Origin of the sequence: Massilia sp. 9I, assembly GCF_902506415.1 — a bacterium.
Lineage (GTDB): Bacteria > Pseudomonadota > Gammaproteobacteria > Burkholderiales > Burkholderiaceae_D > Telluria.
In genome coordinates this window covers 1,127,391-1,142,003 of sequence record NZ_LR733275.1, presented here as the reverse complement: position 1 = coordinate 1,142,003, position 14,613 = coordinate 1,127,391, and the positions used below count along the sequence as shown (strand labels likewise).

Sequence of the window (14,613 nt, the reverse complement as noted above, 5' to 3'; positions counted from 1 at the left end):
TTTCATTGTGCCACCGATACGCTGTTGTAGAAGGCGCGCAGGTCGGTCTTCTGCAGGCGCCGCACCTTGTCGTCGAGATAGCTCATGTGCCCACTGTCGTAGTTGCGGATCTGGACCGCGCCGGCGCCCAGCCGCGCCAGGTCGAGCTCGGTCTGGTAGAAGGGCGTCGCCAGATCATGGTAGCCGCTCATCGCCACCACTTTCAAGGAGGGATTGAGCGTCATGGCCGCGGCCAGGTCCGGGATCGTGTCGGGTAGGGGCTTGCCGTCGTGGCTGAAGTTCCACTGGTTCAGCACGTTGTTCGAACCAATGTAGTTCGTGACTGCGGTGTAGCGCAACTCGTTCTGCAGGTAGTTCTTGACGCTGCCGTTGACGGCGGGGCCGACCACGGTGAGCGAGGGGTCGCCATCGACCGTCAGCGCACTGCCGTTGGGCGCCTTCACGCGGGCATCGTAGCGTCCGATCATCTGGCCCGGCAGCAGGCGCGCGCGGTAGCCGCCCGGCACCATCGAAAAATCCTGGCGCCAGGTCGCAGCCGACAGTCCCGTGTAGGCAACCAGCTGGGCGATGGTCGCCTCGCTCGGCGCCGTCTTGTTGGCGATGAAGGCGTCGACCTCGCTGCGGTACGGGCCGGCGGCAAACTCGCGCGCTTTCTGCAGCACCGTCGAGAAGTCGGTCGGCAGGCTGCCGTTCTGATGGTAGTAAGAAACCGCCGCATAGCTCGGGATATAGCCTTCGCAGCTGGCCTGGCCCGGATTGAACATGCCGCAGTTGCTGGTGTAGTTCATGGCGGCCGACTGCAGCACCACGCCGGTCACCCGCACGCCCGCGCTCTCGAGCAGGTTGGCCAGCACGGCGGCGCGCGGGGCGCCATAGGATTCGCCGAACAGGTAGAGCGGCGATGCCTGCCGGTTGTTGACCGCGAGATAGCGCCGCACGAAGTCGCGGAAGGCGGCGGCATCCTGGTCGACGCCCCAGAACTGCGCATTGGTGCGCGGCGCGATCGCTTGCGAATAACCGGTGCCGATGGCGTCCACGAACACCAGGTCGGAGTGGTCGAGCAAGGTCTCCTGGTTGTCGACCAGGTTCCCGGCGACGGCGGCCGGCGTGGTGGCCGGGAAGGGGGTGGCCAACCGGCGCGGTGCGAACGATCCAATATGTAGCCAGACCGAGGACGAACCCGGACCGCCATTGAAAAAGAAGGTGAGCGGCCGCTGCGCCGCGGGCAGGCTGCCGGCGGTATAGGCGACGTAGAAGAATGAAGCCGCCGGCTGTCCGGTGGCGAGGTCGGTGGCGGTCAGGTGCCCGGTGGTGGCGGTGTAGTTGAGCGCCTTGCCGTCGAGGGTGATCTTGGCCTGGACCGTGGCGGCCTTCTCTTCCGCGCTTGCCAGCGAGGCGCCCGCCGCGCCCGAGTAGACCACCGGATCGGCGTAGCTGCCCGGCAGCGCTGCGACGGGTGGCGGCGCTGGCGGCGCCTGTACCGGCGCCGTTGCCGGTGCGCTGCTGCCACCGCCGCCGCACGCGGCCAGGATAGCCGCCAGCAGGACGCCGGTCAGGAAGGGTGCCGGGCCGGCGGCATGCATACGTCGAGTGGCCATGATCGTCCTCTTGGAGAACTGATGGGAATGTCATCGATTATGCACTGACCATGGAAGAACTCAACAGGCGTATGCGCGCATACGCCTGCGTCGGCTGCATTCAACCCGCCATCGCCGGCGGATCCTTGCGGGTCTTCCACAGCGAGTACAGGATGCCCGCGGCGATCAACAGGGCCGTCACCGCCAGCGACAGCGCCGCTGGCACCTTGCCGCCGAAGACGAAGTCACCCAGGAAGATCTTCGAGCCGATGAACACCAGCACCGCGGCCAGCGAGTACTTCAGGTAGTGGAAGCGCGCCACCATCGCCGCCAGCGCGAAATAGAGCGCACGCAGGCCGAGCACCGCGAAGATGTTCGAGGTGTAGACGATGAACGGATCGCTGGTAATGGCGAAGATCGCCGGCACGCTGTCGACGGCGAACACCACGTCGGTAATCTCGACCATGCACAGCGCCAGGAACAGCGGGGTCGCCCACAGCAGCGGCTTGCCGCCGCCCGGCGCCGGCTGGCGCACCAGGAAATGGTTGCCGTGCAGTTCGGGCGTGATGCGCAGATGGCGCTTCAGCCAGGACAGGACACGGCTTTCGCGGATGTCGTCGCTGCTGGTATCCACGAAAAACATCTTGATGCCGGTGAAGACCAGGAAGGCGCCGAACAGGTACAGGGTCCAGTAGTAGCTTTCGACCAGCGCCGTGCCCGCGCCGATCATGATGCCGCGCGTGACGATCACGCCCACGATACCCCAGAACAGGACCCGATGCTGGTACAGCGGCGGGATGGCCAGGGTGGCGAAGATCAGCGAGATCACGAAGATGTTATCGAGCGACAGGCTCTTCTCGATCAGGAAGCCGGTATAGAAGTGCAGGCCCTTTTCGCTGCCGAGTTCATGCCAGACCCACAGGCCGAACAGCAGGCCGGCGCTTAGATAGAGCGCCGACAGCTTCAGGCTTTCCTTGACGCCGATGACGTGGTCCTTCTTGTTCAATACGCCGAGGTCGAAGGCCAGCAAGACCACGACGATCGCGAGGAACACCAGCCAGGTCCAAGCCGGTGTTCCGAGCCAGAGTGCACTAAGCATGTCCATGATGTCCTCCGCTTAAGGGGTCGGGTTCAGGTGGTCAGCGCCGCCGTGCTGAAGGAATCCTCGGCGCGGTCCTGGCCGAACCAGGCGCGGGCGGCGCGGCGCACCAGCGTGGTCTCGCGGCCGTCGAGGTGGCCGTCGGCCTGGACGATGTCGACATTGTCTTCCACAGGCAGATCTGCAGGAGCGGATCGCGGATGTCGAGCAGCAGGGCGTCCAGCAGGGCCGGGTCGATCTCGACCACCCCGGCGCGGCGGTTGGCGGCGGCGTCCAGCAGGTCTTCGCACAGCTCGCGCAGGGTGCGGTCAAAGGTGTCGTCGTCGACCTTGACCTGTTCCAGGAAGGCGGCGCGGTGCATGGCCTGCACTTCGGACGGACTGACGTGGCCGTCCACGATCATTGCCAGGGCAAGAATGCGGCTGACGGCTTCGGGACTGTTGGCGGGATAAGCGTGCATGGCGACCTCATGAAATAAGTAAGTGAGGCCACTATAGAAGCGCGCAATTGCAAAGTAAAATCGAATAATCTTTCGTAATCCGTAAATTTTTTTGAGGTTTTGAATGATCAACTATAAGCACCTGCATTACTTCCACGCCGTCGCCACCCAGGGCACGGTGGCGCGCGCGGCCGAGCAGCTGCACGTGACGGCGCAGGCGATCAGCATGCAGCTGCAGGTGCTGGAAGAGCAGCTGGGCGAGCAGCTGTTCCAGAAAAAGGGGCGCCTGTTGGAGTTGACCAAGGCCGGCAAGACGGTGCTGCGCTATACCGAGCAGATCTTCGATCTCGGCAATGAGCTGGAGCAGGCGGTGCGGCGCGGCGTGTTCAAGGGCGAGGAGACGCTGCGGGTCGGCATCTGCGACATGATCGCCAAGAACCTGGTATTCCGCCTGCTGCAGCCGGCGCGCGACGCCGGCCTGGCGATGCGCCTGATCTGCCGCGAAGGCCGCTTCGAAGACCTGGTGATCGATCTCACTGCCCACAAACTCGATCTCGTCATCTCGGACCAGGGCCTGCCCACCGGTGGCGCGGTGCGCGGCCATACGCGGCTGCTCGGATCGAGCACGCTGACCGTGTTCGGCCATCCCGAGCTGTGCGAGGCCTGGCCGGGCAGCTTCCCGCAGCGCCTGCGCAACGCGCCCTTCCTGCTGCCGGGGCAGGACGCCGCCATCCACAGCCAGCTGGGTAGCTGGTTCGACAGCCACGACCTGCGTCCGATCACGGTGGGCGAATTCGACGACGGCGCGCTGCTGAAGTCCTTCGCCTGTGCCGGCACCGGCTTCATGGTGGCGCCCACGGTGTTATCCAGCAGCGTGCAGGCGGAAAACGGCCTGGTGGCGGTCGGCACCATCGACAGCATCGTCGAGCATTTCTATGCGGTGTCGGTCGAGCGCAGGGAAGGGCATCCGGCGGTGCGCCGCATCCTCGACCAGGCCAGTAGGGTGTTCAATAAGGCTTGACATCCATAACCGGCTGGTTATACTTCAATCCATAACCCGATAGTTATGGATTGAAGATGCTTGAGACCGACCTGCTGTTCAAGACCCTGGCCGACCCGACGCGCCGCGCGCTGTTCGAGCGGCTCTGCCGCGATGGCGAGCAGACGGTCGGCAGCCTCACCAGACAGGCCGGCGTGTCGCAGCCAGCAGTGTCCAAGCATCTCGGCGTCTTGAGGGAGGCGGGCCTGGTGCGCGACCGCCACGAAGGACGCCAGACCTATGTGAGCGTCAAGAAGGGCGCGCTCGATCCCTTGACCGACTGGACCCGCCAGATGGAAGCGTTCTGGGAAAGCCGGTTCGATGACCTCGACAACCTATTGAAAAGGATGGACCAATGAACCAGACCGCAGTCCGCACCGTCACTGTGGAACGCGAATTCGCGCACGCCCCTGAAAAGCTGTGGCGCGCGCTGACCCAGCCCGAGTTGATCGCCGAGTGGCTGATGAAGAACGACTTCCTGCCCGCCAGCGGTCACCAGTTCACCCTGCAGGGCGACTGGGGTTCGGTGGCCTGCCGGGTGCTCGAGGTCGAGCCGCAGAAGACGCTTTCCTATACCTGGGATGCGATGGGCCTGGAAAGCACCGTCACCTGGACGCTCACGCCCACCGCCGCCGGCACCCACCTGCGCATGGAGCAGGAAGGCTTCCGCCCGGATCAGGAACAGGCCTACCAGGGCGCCAAGTATGGCTGGCAGAAGTTCTTCGGCAGCCTGGACACCGTGCTGGCGCGTGCCGGCTGAAGGAGAGGAGAGACCATGAACGAAGCAGCCACCCTGGACGTCCCGGCGTCCGAACGCATCTCGCGCAAGATCGCGGACTTGGGCGACTGGCGCGGCGAAATGCTCGCGAGGATGCGCGCCCTGATCCTCGAAGCCGATCCAGGCATCGTCGAGGAGTGGAAGTGGGACGTGCCGGTCTGGTCCTGCGAGGGCATCGTCTGCACCGGCGAGACCTACAAGGGATGGGTCAAGCTCACCTTCGCCAAGGGCGCCAAAGTCGACGACCCCACCGGCATCTTCAACGCCAGCCTGGAGGGCAACCTGCGCCGCGCGATCGACATCCGCCAGGGCGAGCTTCCCGATGCCGAACAGTTCAAGGCGCTGGTGCGGGCCGCCATCGCCCTCAATCGCGCCGGAGCGAAGCCGAAGCGCAAAAAGCTTTAGCAAGACAAAGCCCGCGATTGGCGGATCGGCTACACTGTGGACAGCTGCGCCGCCAATCACCATGAAACGCTACTTCCTGATCCTGTTAATCGTTCTCCTGCCGCTCCAGTTCTCCTGGGCGCTGGCCGGTACCTATTGCGCGCACGAACAGGAGTCCAGCTCGCAGCACTTCGGCCACCATGTGCACAAACATGACAAGGCGGACGAGGGCGCCAAGGATGCGTCGCAGAAGGTCAAGCCCGACCTCGACTGCGATTACTGCCACCACGTCCCCGCCAGCGCCATGGTGCCGGCGGACGCTCCCATCGGCGCACGCGACCCCACGGTGCATGCACGCTTCGAACTCCCCACCTACGTCTCCCACATCCCGGACCTGATTCCCCGGCCAGACTGGTAATTCCGGACAAGGCCCGGCGACGCTCTCGCTTGCACGCGCCACGCGTGCACTGGCGCCGCCGAATAGCAATCCTGTTCGGAGAAAACCAATGAAGAAAGTCATACTATCGCTCGCAATCGCGGCGATGGAGTGTGCGCCCGCGTTCGCGCAGGCGCCAGTGCGGGCCGCCCCCGCATCCGAAGCCGTCGCGCTTCCCCTGACCCTGCACGCCGCCATCGCGCGCGCGTTGCGTTCGCATCCCGAGATCCGCGCCGCGCGCGGCGAAGCGGCAGCCCAGGCGGGTGCCGTACAGCAGGCCGGTATGCTGCCCAATCCGCAACTGGAACTGCTGCGCGAAGGGAGCGGCGAGCCGAATCGCAGCACCACGGTGCAACTCAACATCCCGCTGGAGCTCGGCGGGAAGCGCGCGGCGCGCGTGCGTGCGGCAGAGCGCGACCAGCGGCTCGCGCAGCGCGACGTGGATGCCGTCCGCGCGCGCATCCGCGGCGAGACGATCGCCGCCTTCTACGAGCTTGCCGCAGCGGTGGAGCGCAGCCGTCTCGCCGGCGAGCTGGCGGCAATCGCGGGACAGGCGAGCGAGGTCGCGGGCAAGCGCGTCCTGGCCGGCAAAGTGTCGCCGGTCGAGGAGACCCGCGCCAGGGTCGCCCAGGCAGGCGTGCGTGTAGAGGCGCTGCAGGCGGACCGGGAGCGCGAGCGGGCGAAAGGCCGCCTGGCCGCGCTGCTCAGCCTCGACCCGCGCAGCTTGGTCATCGCGCCCGCAGGTACCGCCGAACTGCCGGGTCTCATTCCGCTGCCTGAACTGCTTGCGCAGCTCGAAGGTGCGCCCGCCATGGCCCGTGCGCGCGCACTCGTCGCCCAGCGCGAGGCCGCGGTGGAGGTCGAGCGTGCGCGCCGCATGCCGGACCTTGGCGTGGCGCTAGGGACGAAACGCGAGGACGGGCGCCGGCAGGCGGTGGTCGGCCTGTCCGTGCCGCTGCCGCTGTTCGACCGCAACCAGGGCAATTTGCTGGCATCGCTGCGGCGCAGCGACAAGGCCCGCGACGAACTCGACGCCGAGGTGCTGCGCCTGCGCGCCGAACTGCACGATGCCCACGCACGCCTCGGGGCGGCGCTCGCGGAAGCTGCGTTGATCTCGACCGAGATCTTGCCGGGAGCGGAAAGCGCCTACGGCGCCACGCGCCGCGGATTCGAGCTGGGGAAGTTCAGTTTCCTGGAATTGCTCGACGCCCAGCGCACCCTGTTCCAATCAAAGAGCCAATACCTGCTGGCGGTCGCGGAAAGCCATCGCGCCGCCAGCGACATCGAGCGGCTGGTGGCAAGCATCAGCCCAGCCGAGGAGCAACCATGAAGAAGCATCAGATCAAAGCCATCGCCATCATGGCCGTTCTCGCCATCGCGTTCGCCGCTGTCGTCGTGTTCAAGCAACCGGGCGGGCGAAGTGGCGAAGCCGCCGGCCATGCCGACAAGGAGGAGCACAAGGAAACGCCCGCCGCGGGCGTGATCCGTTTCAGCGACGAACAAATCATGCTTGCCGGGATCACGATGCAGACGGCCGCCGCCGCGCATCTCGACACCTTCATCCGCATGCCCGGGCAGATTGCCCTGAACGAGGACCGCACGGCCCACGTCACCGCGCGCGCGTCCGGCGCCGTGCAGGCGGTCAAAGCCTCGCTCGGCCAGCGCGTCGCCAAGGGCGAGGTGCTGGCCGTGATCGCCAGCGCCGAGATCGCGAACCAGCGCGGCGAACTGGCGGCGGCGGAAAAACGCGTCGCTTACGCGCGCAGCGTGCACGCCTCCGAGAAGACGCTGTGGGAAGAGAAGATCTCGGCGCGCCAGGACTACCTCAAGGCGGAGAGCGAGCTGCGCGAAGCCGAGATCGGCCTGCAGATCGCACGCCAGAAGCTGGCCGCACTGGATGGCGCGTCCAGCGGGGCAGGAGCCGGCAACCGGCTGCAGGTGCGCGCGCCCTTCGGCGGCACCATCGTGGAAAAGCATGTGGCCCTGGGCGAAGTGGTGGGCGCCGATACCCGCATCTTCACCGTCTCCGACCTCGCCACCGTGTGGGCGGACGTGGTAGTGCCGGCCAAGGACCTCGACATCGTCCGTGTCGGTACCGAGGCCGTGATCCGCTCGGTGGCCTCGAACACGAGCGCGCCCGGCAAGGTCAGCTTCGTCAGCAGTCTGATCGGCGAAGAATCGCGCTCGGCCAAGGCGCGCGTGGTGCTGGACAACCCGCAGTCCGCCTGGCGGCCGGGCCTCTTCGTCAATGTGGACATCGTCACCGGATCGGCCGCGGTGCCGGTCGCCGTGGCCAGGGAAGCGCTGCAGACGGTCGACGGCCGCCAGGTCGTGTTCAGGCGCGTGGCCGAGGGCTTCGTCGCCCAGGCGGTGACGGTGGGACGGTCGGATGGCCGCCTGGTCGAAATCCTCAGCGGATTGACAGCGGGCGATGCCTACGCCGGCGCCGGCAGCTTCGCCGTCAAGGCGGAGCAGGCCAAGGGCGACGCCGAGCACGGACATTGAACAGGAGACCATCGACCATGTTCAATCGCATCATTCGCGCATCCATCGAGCAGCGCTGGATCGTCATGTTCCTCGTGTTCGTGATGGCCGTTGCCGGCATTTATAGCTACCAGCGGCTGCCGATCGACGCCGTGCCGGACGTGACCAACGTCCAGGTGCAGATCAATACGGCGGCGCCGGGCTTCTCGCCGCTGGAGACGGAACAGCGCATCACCTTCCCGATCGAGTCCCTGATGTCAGGCCTGCCGCAACTCGAGTCCTTCCGCTCGCTGTCGCGCTACGGGCTGTCGCAGGTCACTGTGGTGTTCAAGGACGGCACCGACATCCACTTCGCGCGCCAGCTGGTCAGCCAGCGCCTGCAGGACGCGCGCGAAGCGCTGCCCGCAGGAGTGGTGCCCGGGATGGGGCCGATCGCGACCGGCCTGAGCGAAATCTACCTCTGGACCGTGGAGACTGTCCCGGGAGCGACAAAGGCGGACGGCGCGCCCTACACGCCGGCCGACCTGCGCGAGGTCCAGGACTGGATCATCAAGCCCCAGCTGCGCAACGTACCCGGGGTCACCGAGATCAACTCCATCGGCGGCTACAACAAGGAATTCCTGGTCGCGCCCAACCCCAATATCCTGTCCTCCTACGGCCTGGCGCTGGGCGACGTCGTCACGGCGCTGGAGCGCAACAACGGCAACGTCGGCGCCGGCTACATCGAACGGGCGGGGGAGCAGTACCTGATCCGCGCGCCGGGCCAGCTGGGGTCGATCGCCGACATCGGCAACATCGTGGTGTCGAGCATCCAGGGCAGCCCGGTGCGGGTGCGCGACGTGGCCGAGGTCTCGATCGGGCGCGAACTGCGCACCGGCGCCGCCACCGAAAACGGCCAGGAAGTCGTGCTGGGCACGGTCTTCATGCTGATCGGCGAGAACAGCCGCACGGTCTCCAGCGCCGTGGACCGCAAGATGGCCGAGATCAACCGCAGCCTGCCGCCGGGCGTGAAGGCGGTCACGGTGTACGACCGCACCGTGCTGGTCGAACGGGCGATCGGCACCGTCCGCAAAAACCTGCTGGAAGGCGCGGTGCTGGTGGTGGCCGTGCTGTTCCTCTTCCTCGGCAATCTGCGCGCGGCCCTGCTGACCGCGATGGTGATTCCGCTCGCGATGCTGTTCACCTTTTCCGGCATGGTGGCGGGCAAGGTCAGCGCAAACCTGCTCAGCCTGGGCGCGCTCGACTTCGGCATCATCGTCGACGGCGCCGTCGTCATCGTCGAAAACTGCGTGCGCCGCCTGGCCCACGCGCGCGCGCAGCGCGGCCGCTCACTCAGCATGCGCGAGCGTTACGAGGAAGTGTATCTGGCCGCCCAGGAAGCCCGCCGCCCGCTGCTGTTCGGGCAGCTCATCATCATGATCGTCTACCTGCCGATCTTTGTCCTCACGGGCGTCGAGGGCAAGATGTTTCACCCGATGGCGTTCACGGTCGTCATCGCCCTGCTGGGCGCGATGATCCTGTCCGTCACCTTCGTTCCCGCGGCCGTCGCCCTGTTCATGAGCAAGGACGTCGCCGAGAAGGAGAACCGCCTGATGTCCGCGGCGCGGCGCTATTACGAGCCGGCGCTGCGTTATGTGATGGCCAACAAGCCGGTTGCCCTGGCCTTCGCCGGCATCGTCCTCGCTCTGTCGGCCCTGCTCGCGACCCGCCTCGGAACCGAGTTCGTGCCGAACATGAACGAAGGCGACTTCGCGGTGCTGACGGTGCGCGTTCCCGGCACCAGCCTGAGCCAGTCGGTGAAGATGCAGCAGCAGATCGAAACCACGCTGATCAAGCAATTCCCCGAGATCGCGCGCGTGTTCGCCCGCATCGGCACGGCGGAAGTCGCATCCGACCCGATGCCCCCGAGCGTCGCCGACGGCTACATCATGCTCAAGCCGGAAAAGGACTGGCCGAAGCCGAAGAAGACGCGCGACGAACTGCTGGCCGCGATCCAGCGGACGGTGGCCACCCTGCCGGGGAACAGCTTTGAATTCAGCCAGCCGATCCAGCTCCGGGTCAACGAGCTGATCTCGGGTGTGCGCAGCGACGTGGCGGTGAAGGTGTTCGGGGACGACCTGGAGGTCCTGAACGCCACCGCCGCCCGGATCGGCGAGGTGCTGGAGACGGTGCCCGGCGCCAGCGAAGTCACGGTCGAGCAGACCACCGGCCTGCCGATGCTGCAGATCGGGGTCGACCGCGAGCGCGCCGCGCGCATGGGCCTGAACATCGCCGACGTCCAGGAGATGATCGCCACCGCGACCGCCGGCCGCGAGGCGGGGACGCTGTTCCAGGGAGACCGCCGCTTCGACATCGTGGTGCGCCTACCGGAAGGCCTGCGCAGCGATATCGATGCCTTAAAGCGCCTGCCGGTCCCGCTGCCGGCGCAGGGCGCGGTAGGCATCCGGCACTTCGTCACGCTAGGGGAGATCGCCAGCTTCGACATGGCGCCCGGCCCCAACCAGATGAGCCGCGAACAGGGCAAGCGCCGCGTCGTCGTCACCGCCAACGTGCGCGGCCGCGACATCGGCTCCTTCGTGGCCGAAGCGCAGCGCCGCATCGGGGCGGGCGTGCAGGTGCCGGCCGGTTACTGGACCACCTGGGGCGGGCAGTTCGAGAACTTGCAGGCTGCCGCCAGGCGCCTGCAGCTCGTGATACCGGCCTCGCTGCTGCTGGTGTTCGCCCTGCTGTTCGTCATGTTCAACAACCTGAAGGACGGACTGCTGGTCTTCACCGGCATCCCGTTCGCGCTCACCGGCGGCATTTTCGCGCTATGGCTGCGCGACATCCCGATGTCGATCTCGGCCGCCGTCGGCTTCATTGCGCTTTCCGGCGTGGCGGTCCTGAACGGACTGGTGATGATCTCCTTCATCCGCAAGCTGCGGGAGGAAGGGCGGACGCTGGCCGATGCCGTGCATGAAGGAGCGGTCACGCGCTTGCGTCCCGTGCTGATGACGGCGTTGGTGGCGTCGCTCGGCTTCGTGCCGATGGCGATCGCCACCGGCACCGGCGCCGAAGTGCAGCGGCCGCTGGCCACGGTGGTGATCGGGGGCGTGCTGTCGTCGACCGCGCTGACACTGCTCCTGCTGCCGCTGATGTATTACGGGGCGCATCGCCGCGCCGGACGGGCGACGCAGTGAGATATGCCGCATCGGGTCCCGCGGACCCGATGCGGCGCGGCGTCAGACCACCGAACCCAGCTTGAAGATCGGCAGATACATCGCAATCACCAGGCCGCCGATCAGCACACCCAGGATCACCATGATCAAGGGCTCCATCAGCGAAGACAGCGCGGCCACGGCCTCGTCGACCTCTTCCTCGAAGAAGTCGGCCACCTTGCCCAGCATGGCGTCGAGCGAGCCGGATTCCTCGCCGATCTGCACCATCTGGATCACCATGTTGGGGAACACGTTCACGTTCTGCATCGAGATCGTCAGGCTGGTGCCGGTGCTGACCTCGGTCTGGATCTTGCGGGTCGCTTCCAGGTAGACGTCGTTGCCGGAGGCGCCGCCGACCGAGTCGAGCGCTTCGACCAGCGGCACGCCGGCCGCGAACATGGTCGACAGGGTGCGGGTCCAGCGTGCGATGGTGGCCTTGCGGATCACGGCGCCGAAGATCGGCAGGCGCAGCAGGATGCGGTCCATCGCCTGCTGCATCTTGAGAGAGCGCTTCCAGGATTGGAAGAAGAAGTACAGCCCGGCGAACAGGCCACCGAAGATCACGTACCACCACTGCACGAAGAATTCCGAGATCGCCATCACGATCAGGGTCGGCGCCGGCAGGTCGGCGCCGAAGCTCTTGAACACTTCCTTGAAGGCCGGGACCACCCAGATCATGATGACCGCGGTGACGATGAACGCGATCGCCAGGATCGAGATCGGGTACATCAGGGCCGACTTGATCTTGCCCTTGATCGCCAGCGTCTTCTCTTTGTAGATCGCCAGGCGAGTCAATAAGTCTTCCAGGATGCCCGCCTGTTCGCCGGCGCCCACCAGGTTGCAGAACAGCGGGTCGAAATACAGCGGGTACTTGCGGAAGGCGTTGTTCAGGCTGGTGCCGGTCTCGACGTCGTTGCGCAGGTCCATGATCAGCTTCGACATGGACGGGTTGGCGTGGCCCTTGCCGACGATGTCGAAGGCCTGCAGCAGCGGCACGCCGGCCTTCATCATGGTGGCCAGCTGGCGCGTGAACAGGGTCAGGTCCTTGTCGGTGATCTTGCGTCCGCTGCGGTAAGCCTTCTTCTTGACCTTGGTGACCAGGATGCCCTGGCGGCGCAGCGTGACGTTGACGATCGCTTCGCCGCCGGCGCGCAGTTCGCCGCGCACAGTCTTGCCGCTGCGGTCCTTGCCTTCCCAGGCATAGACCTTTTCCTTGACCTGCACGCCCGCGGGGTCGCGCTTCTGTAGGGAGGGTGCCATAGTAGTCTTCTAGTTCGCCTATTCGTTGGTGCAGCCGAGCACTTCTTCGAGGCTCGTGAGTCCCTGTTTCACTTTCATCAGGCCGGAACGGCGCAGCGAATTCACGCCGTCCTTCTCGGCCTGCTCCGCGATCTGCATCGAGTTGCCGCTGGCGAGGATCAGGGCCTCGATCGCCGGGGTGATCGGCATGATCTGGTAGATGCCGACGCGGCCCTTGTAGCCCGAGCCGAGGCAGCGGTCGCATCCCACCGGGCCGTAGGGCTTCCAGCCGCCTTCCAGGTCGGCGTCGCGGAAGCCCGCCGACAGCAGCGCCTCGCGCGAGGCCTCGAGCGGCTGCTTGCAGCTGCACAGGCGCCGCGCCAGGCGCTGCGCCGTGATCATGATCACCGAGGACGCGATGTTGAAAGGCGCCACGCCCATGTTCATCAAACGCGTCAGGGTCGAGGGCGCGTCGTTGGTGTGCAGGGTCGAGAACACCATGTGGCCGGTCTGAGCGGCCTTGATCGCGATGTCGGCAGTCTCCAGGTCGCGGATCTCGCCGACCATGATGATGTCCGGATCCTGGCGCAGGAAGGACTTCAGCGCCACCGGGAAGGTGAGGCCGGCCTTGTCGTTGACGTTGACCTGGTTCACGCCCGGCAGATTGATCTCGGCCGGGTCTTCCGCGGTCGAGATGTTGATGCCCGGTTTGTTCAGCACGTTCAGGCAGGTGTACAGCGACACCGTCTTGCCGGAGCCGGTGGGGCCGGTGACCAGCACCATGCCGTAGGGACGCGAGATCGCGTCCAGCAGCAGCGCTTTCTGTTCCGGCTCGTAGCCGAGCGCGTCGATGCCCATCTGCGCCTGGGTGGCATCCAGGATACGCATGACGGTCTTTTCGCCGAACAGCGTGGGCAGCGTCGAGACGCGGAAGTCGATGGTGCGGGTCGGGCCCATCACCAGGCGCATGCGGCCGTCCTGCGGCACGCGCTTTTCCGAGATGTCGAGCTTGGCCAGCACCTTGATGCGCGAGACCAGCTTTTCGCGGATCGACAGCGGTGGCGTGGCGTGGTCGCGCAGCACGCCGTCGACGCGCATGCGGATCCGGTAGTACTTCTCGTAGGGCTCGAAGTGGATGTCCGACGCGCCCAGTTGCAGCGCATCGGTCAGTATCTTGTTCAGGAAGCGCACGATGGGCGCGTCCTCGACATCGCTGGCGGCGTCGGGCGGCGCCACCGGCTGCGCGTCTTCTTCGGCGAATTCGATGTCGCCGTCTTCGCCGGCCAGCTCGTTCAGGCTCGCTTCGGCGCTCTTGGCGAGGCTCCCCAGGAGCTTGAGCAGGACGTCGTGGGCCACGATCACCGGCTCGACCGACGCCTCGCTCTGGAACTTGATCTGGTCCAGGGCCTGGGTATTGGTCGGGTCGGACAGGGCCACCGACATCTTGTTGCCGCGCTTGGCCAGGGCGATGACGCGCTGGGCCTGCATCAGCTTGGCGTCGATGGCGCTGACCGGAATCGCGTCCGGGGCGAAGTTCGCCAGGTCGAGCAGCGGATAGCCGAAGGTCTCGGCGCAGAAGGCCGCCAGGGTGGCCGAATCGATGATGCCGCTCTCTAACAGAGCGTCGATGAAGGCGGTCTTGTCGGCGGCCGCCTTGCGGTGCAGGGTATCGGCCTGGGAGGCGCTCAGCCGGTTCGCCTGCACGAGCGCCCGCGCCAGCCCCGAGAGGGGAGTGCCGGTGATCGTGTTGGGGAGAACTGCTGCCATAGAAAGCGAGGCCGTGGATAGGGAGTGAGCAGGGGACTTACCCGGGAAGGATTCTCTGGATGATGCCTACAGGCATCAAATTTGTAAAGGTTTCCGTACCCGGACAGATGCGTGCGCGCCACGCAGACAGCCTGCCATGACGCCTTTTATGGCCCGTCCGACAATGTGTATGAT

General features: G+C 66.1%; 13 protein-coding genes. 8 read left to right on the top strand and 5 right to left on the bottom strand.

Going from position 1 to position 14,613, the window contains the following annotated elements; genetic code table 11:
* Positions 1 to 2 precede the first annotated feature (2 nt).
* The 3 genes from GV068_RS05100 to GV068_RS05090 form a co-directional block, all read right to left on the bottom strand.
* Positions 3 to 1,598 (bottom strand): S10 family peptidase, encoded by a 1,596-nt coding sequence (locus GV068_RS05100; protein ID WP_229463757.1) that lies wholly within the window; start codon positions 1,596 to 1,598, stop codon positions 3 to 5.
* Positions 1,599 to 1,698: 100 nt separating this feature from the next.
* The gene (locus tag GV068_RS05095) at positions 1,699 to 2,682 is read right to left on the bottom strand and encodes a TerC family protein (RefSeq protein WP_159696302.1); all 984 of its coding nucleotides are present in this window, start codon (positions 2,680 to 2,682) and stop codon (positions 1,699 to 1,701) included.
* Between the two features lie 34 nt (positions 2,683 to 2,716).
* On the bottom strand, positions 2,717 to 3,136 hold the full coding sequence (locus GV068_RS05090; protein ID WP_159696301.1) for a TerB family tellurite resistance protein: 420 nt from the start codon (positions 3,134 to 3,136) through the stop codon (positions 2,717 to 2,719).
* A 103-nt stretch (positions 3,137 to 3,239) separates the two neighbouring features.
* On the opposite strand from GV068_RS05090, the gene GV068_RS05085 reads away from it, so the two are divergent.
* The 8 genes from GV068_RS05085 (at position 3,240) to GV068_RS05050 (ending at position 11,415) form a co-directional block, all read left to right on the top strand.
* Positions 3,240 to 4,136 carry a LysR family transcriptional regulator gene (locus GV068_RS05085; protein ID WP_159696300.1) on the top strand — a complete coding sequence of 299 codons (897 nt, stop codon included), beginning with the start codon at positions 3,240 to 3,242 and terminating at the stop codon, positions 4,134 to 4,136.
* Positions 4,137 to 4,192: 56 nt separating this feature from the next.
* Positions 4,193 to 4,513: a helix-turn-helix transcriptional regulator gene (locus tag GV068_RS05080; RefSeq protein WP_159696299.1), complete on the top strand. Its 321-nt coding sequence runs from the start codon at positions 4,193 to 4,195 to the stop codon at positions 4,511 to 4,513.
* Entirely contained in the window at positions 4,510 to 4,914 is a 405-nt protein-coding gene (locus tag GV068_RS05075; RefSeq protein ID WP_159696298.1) for an SRPBCC domain-containing protein, read from the top strand. The genes GV068_RS05080 and GV068_RS05075 overlap by 4 nt, the downstream gene beginning before the upstream one ends.
* A gap of 15 nt (positions 4,915 to 4,929) precedes the next feature.
* Complete coding sequence (locus tag GV068_RS05070) at positions 4,930 to 5,337, top strand: DUF1801 domain-containing protein (RefSeq protein WP_159696297.1); 408 nt, start codon at positions 4,930 to 4,932, stop codon at positions 5,335 to 5,337.
* 61 nt (positions 5,338 to 5,398) lie between these two features.
* On the top strand, positions 5,399 to 5,734 hold the full coding sequence (locus GV068_RS05065) for a DUF2946 family protein (protein ID WP_159696296.1): 336 nt from the start codon (positions 5,399 to 5,401) through the stop codon (positions 5,732 to 5,734).
* Between the two features lie 88 nt (positions 5,735 to 5,822).
* Positions 5,823 to 7,082: a TolC family protein gene (locus GV068_RS05060; protein ID WP_159696295.1), complete on the top strand. Its 1,260-nt coding sequence runs from the start codon at positions 5,823 to 5,825 to the stop codon at positions 7,080 to 7,082.
* On the top strand, positions 7,079 to 8,257 hold the full coding sequence (locus tag GV068_RS05055; RefSeq protein ID WP_159696294.1) for an efflux RND transporter periplasmic adaptor subunit: 1,179 nt from the start codon (positions 7,079 to 7,081) through the stop codon (positions 8,255 to 8,257). The genes GV068_RS05060 and GV068_RS05055 overlap by 4 nt, the downstream gene beginning before the upstream one ends.
* A 17-nt stretch (positions 8,258 to 8,274) precedes the next feature.
* Positions 8,275 to 11,415 (top strand): efflux RND transporter permease subunit, encoded by a 3,141-nt coding sequence (locus GV068_RS05050; RefSeq protein WP_159696293.1) that lies wholly within the window; start codon positions 8,275 to 8,277, stop codon positions 11,413 to 11,415.
* Between the two features lie 42 nt (positions 11,416 to 11,457).
* Here the strand turns inward: GV068_RS05050 and GV068_RS05045 are convergent, their stop codons facing one another.
* Together GV068_RS05045 and pilB are read right to left on the bottom strand one after the other, a co-directional pair.
* Positions 11,458 to 12,693 (bottom strand): type II secretion system F family protein, encoded by a 1,236-nt coding sequence (locus GV068_RS05045; RefSeq protein WP_159696292.1) that lies wholly within the window; start codon positions 12,691 to 12,693, stop codon positions 11,458 to 11,460.
* An 18-nt stretch (positions 12,694 to 12,711) separates the two neighbouring features.
* Positions 12,712 to 14,439, bottom strand: a complete 1,728-nt coding sequence (gene pilB, locus GV068_RS05040) for a type IV-A pilus assembly ATPase PilB (RefSeq protein ID WP_159696291.1) — start codon at positions 14,437 to 14,439, stop codon at positions 12,712 to 12,714.
* Positions 14,440 to 14,613 lie beyond the last annotated feature (174 nt).